Source organism: Ilumatobacter sp., assembly GCF_041688325.1.
GTDB lineage: Bacteria > Actinomycetota > Acidimicrobiia > Acidimicrobiales > Ilumatobacteraceae > Ilumatobacter_A.
Window position 1 is genome coordinate 1 of sequence record NZ_JBDNIJ010000357.1, and the last position, 3,087, is coordinate 3,087.

At 61.2% G+C, this 3,087-nt stretch carries 3 protein-coding genes and 1 pseudogene; 3 read left to right on the forward strand and 1 reads right to left on the reverse strand.

The genetic code is table 11. From position 1 onward, the window contains the following. The 3 genes and pseudogenes from ACH2EI_RS18595 to ACH2EI_RS18605 form a co-directional block, all read left to right on the forward strand. Positions 1 to 312 (forward strand): annotated as a pseudogene (locus tag ACH2EI_RS18595) (hypothetical protein); the annotation flags it as partial. A gap of 605 nt (positions 313 to 917) precedes the next feature. Further along, positions 918 to 1,550, forward strand: coding sequence for a hypothetical protein (locus ACH2EI_RS18600; RefSeq protein WP_395161101.1), 633 nt, complete (start codon positions 918 to 920; stop codon positions 1,548 to 1,550). After that, positions 1,547 to 2,344, forward strand: coding sequence for a pentapeptide repeat-containing protein (locus tag ACH2EI_RS18605; protein WP_395155133.1), 798 nt, complete (start codon positions 1,547 to 1,549; stop codon positions 2,342 to 2,344). Before ACH2EI_RS18600 ends, ACH2EI_RS18605 begins: the two co-directional genes overlap by 4 nt. Before the next feature lie 43 nt (positions 2,345 to 2,387). Here ACH2EI_RS18605 and ACH2EI_RS18610 read toward each other — a convergent pair. Next, the coding region (locus ACH2EI_RS18610) for a Brp/Blh family beta-carotene 15,15'-dioxygenase (protein ID WP_395155134.1) at positions 2,388 to 3,087 on the reverse strand (700 nt) is incomplete at its 5' end.

The following is a 3,087-nucleotide window of genomic DNA, read 5'->3' on the forward strand; positions in this document are numbered from 1 at the left end:
GGTGGCGGTGGTGATGGTGGCGCTGTTGATGGTGGCGCTGTTGATGGTGGTCATGACGAACTGCTCCCTGTCGCGTCGCCAACAACGTTGTCCGAGCTGGCGCTCAGCGCAGCGGTCAGCCATGAATCCTGGGCCACGAACGACGGAGTGCTGCTCGACATGCTCCGCGGACCATTCGAAGCGAACTGGTTCAAGGCAAAGGCCTGCCTCGCTATGAACCAGTGGCCCCTGCCGAAGGAGCACGTCAGGCCGAGCCACGATGTCGGTATCAAGTTGATGCAGGCCATGGTCGACATGCGCGGGCGAATGTGAGACGCGTTTGTTCATGACGTCCAGCCCAAGATCATCGAAGAGGTGGAGCGCCACAAGCAACGGTCGACGGATTTCGCCGATGTTCTGAACCCCTTGAACAACGCGAAAGGCGATGGTCTCGGCGCCAACTTCGGGCTCAATGAGGCGGTCGGCTCGGAATCGGTCACCTCCGACATCGACCTCTCCGCGAAGGGCGAGAACACCGAAATCGGGCTCGCCATGATCAACCGTGAGTTCCGGGCCCTTTACGGCACGGAGCCCGGGGCGCTGCTCGACGTCAACGTGTATTCCTCCGACTGGATGTTCGGCGGGAAACAGGTGGCCAGCACAGGTGGCGAATACAAAATCAAGCCCACCGAGGAGGGTGGCGAACTCAGCGAGGTTGGCCAGAAGAAGAAGGACGATCAGAACGAGATCTGGTCGATGGTGAAGATCCGTCGCAACATGGACCAGTCCGACTGGGATACCTACAAACAGACCCTCGTGGCCGGGCTCGGCGAGGACCCGACACCGAACCACAGCGCACGGAGATGGCCAAGAAGTTCGCTGTCGCCGACGCCGAGTACACGACGTTCCGCAACGATGTCGCCGCCACCGTTGCTGAGATGGAGACAGCACTCGACTACGAAACGCGCCAGCAGCAGAGTGCGTTCGCAGACCATGGTAAGGACCACCTCGCCCACGAGGCGAACGAGATGCAGGCCTCCAACCGGCGTTACGAAGAGATCGTCCTCAGAGTGAAGGCTTTGCGCCTGAGGATCAAGATGCTGCGGACGGTGGAAGGTTCTTCCCCTGAGGCGATCGAGGCTGAGTTGCTCTTCATGCACAACGAGATCTCCCGCGGGCTGACCTACGCAAATGAGGTCTACGCCACGCAAGGTGCGGTGCTGCACACCGTCTACGGGAAACAGGGCGCCGCGAAGAAGCTCGAGGCGCTGCAGAACGAGCCCGACCAGGGCAAGAAGGATGCCGCCACGGAGTTGATCGGTCAGGACGCAGCCGAGAACATCAGCGACTACGACGACCTCTACGAGATCGGTGCCGATTCGGTGAAGGAAAAAGCGGGCGCTGCCGGAAAGGATCCGGAAGCGGTCCACAGGCAGGATTCGGCGTTCTGGTTTACCAATGCGAACGACCTGGCCGAAGTCAAGGCCGCAACGATCAAGCTCGGTGCGACCGTTGCTGCGATCTACAAGAAGGAAAAGGCGCAGGCCGAGCAAGGGGCCGGGCCGGGATGACCGAGTGGCGCGAACTCCTGCTGCATGATGTCGAGCAGTTCAATTCCCAGATCGAAGAGCTGCCTATCGGCCAACGGGTGATGTTCGTCGGCGCCGACCTGTCGGGGCTCGATCTGCTAGGAGCACGGCTGCACTCACTCGACCTGAGCGGAGCAGACCTGTCGCAGAGCAACGTTCCTGGATTCTGGCTGTCGACATGTCGCCTCCAAGGGGTCGTTCTCGACGGCGTTGTGCTCGACGACGAGTTTTGGCGTGACACGATCGTTCAGATCTCGGCCCTCTGGGAGGGCGCCGAGGAGTGGAGCGAGATCCAGTGTTCGAAAGTTCCGCTGCTGCTGAACCAGACCAACTTCGCCAGAGCCACCCTGAGCGACATCGATCTGAGCGACGTGGCATTCGTCTCGAGCGTGTTCACCGGCGCCCATTTTGTCGACACTGGCCTTGACCGGTGCTCGTTCCGAGGGGCCCATCTCGAGGCTGCCGAGTTCCAAGGGGTCGCCTGTCGGGGACTGTCGCTGGAGGGGGCGGATCTGAGTGATAGCCGCTGGTCCTACGTGGTGATGAATGACGCCAAGTTCGCCGAGGCAGACCTGAGTCGGTCGGTGTTCCGGGCATGCACCTTCGACAACGTGAACTTCAACGACTCGGCGGCAACCGATGTGCGTTTCGAGCAGTGCAAATTCGTGGGCTGCATCTTCTACGACGCCGACCTGTCGAACAGTGTGTTCGACGGCTGCGAGTTCACCGAAACGGTGCTTGAGTATGGCGACGTCACCGGCCTTGTCATTTCCTGACTTTGACGTGACCCGGGCGCTCACCTCGATGAGCTCAACAACCTCACCCTCCCAGTTGCCTGACCGGGAACGCCGAGTTCGTTTGCCACAGCCGTTCGACCACAATCATGTGCGGCAGGGTCAGCATGCTGACGAAGACCAGCGTGATCGGGACAATCAACTCGGTTTGGCCGATGGACTGTGCGCCACCGATGAGTATCGCCAGCGCAGCGATTGACACGGCGCTGCGCGGGGCGGCGATGCGGGCGAGTTCCCTTGGGCTCAACGCAGTCGAGCCGGTGCGGTGTCCGAGAACGTCGGCGAGAACGTTGAGGTGGTTCAGTGAGTGCCATAAGCCGAAATAGACCGCGAACCCGATGAGTGGGTCGGCGGCAACGAGCAACGCTGTCAAGGAGACGATGGTGATGACCTCGCGCTTGACCGTTGCCCGATCGCTGATGTGCGGTGCGACGAAAAGCCCGACAGCGAGTTGTTGACCGACCAGCGCCGCTGACCAGAGGGCTGTGTGTCCGGCGAACCACGGCCACGACGTCGGATCAAATCCGCCCATCCGCTCGATTACCGGGGCGACGGTGGTGAGATTGGCAACCAGTACCAGGCCGACCAAGAAGAGCCCGCGTGACAGCTGGATTGCCAGCTGATGCCAGCGGTCGATCTGGAGGTGAGCAAGGTCGCTCTGTCCGAAGTGATGCACCGAGATGACGAGAAATCCGACCAGGGCGACTCCCGGAATTGCGAGCCAA

Bases quoted from the DNA above. Each gene is read 5' to 3' on its own strand.
- ACH2EI_RS18600 (WP_395161101.1), top strand. From the start codon at position 918: ATGGAGACAGCACTCGACTACGAAACGCGCCAGCAGCAGAGTGCGTTC.
- ACH2EI_RS18605 (WP_395155133.1), top strand. From the start codon at position 1,547: ATGACCGAGTGGCGCGAACTCCTGCTGCATGATGTCGAGCAGTTCAAT.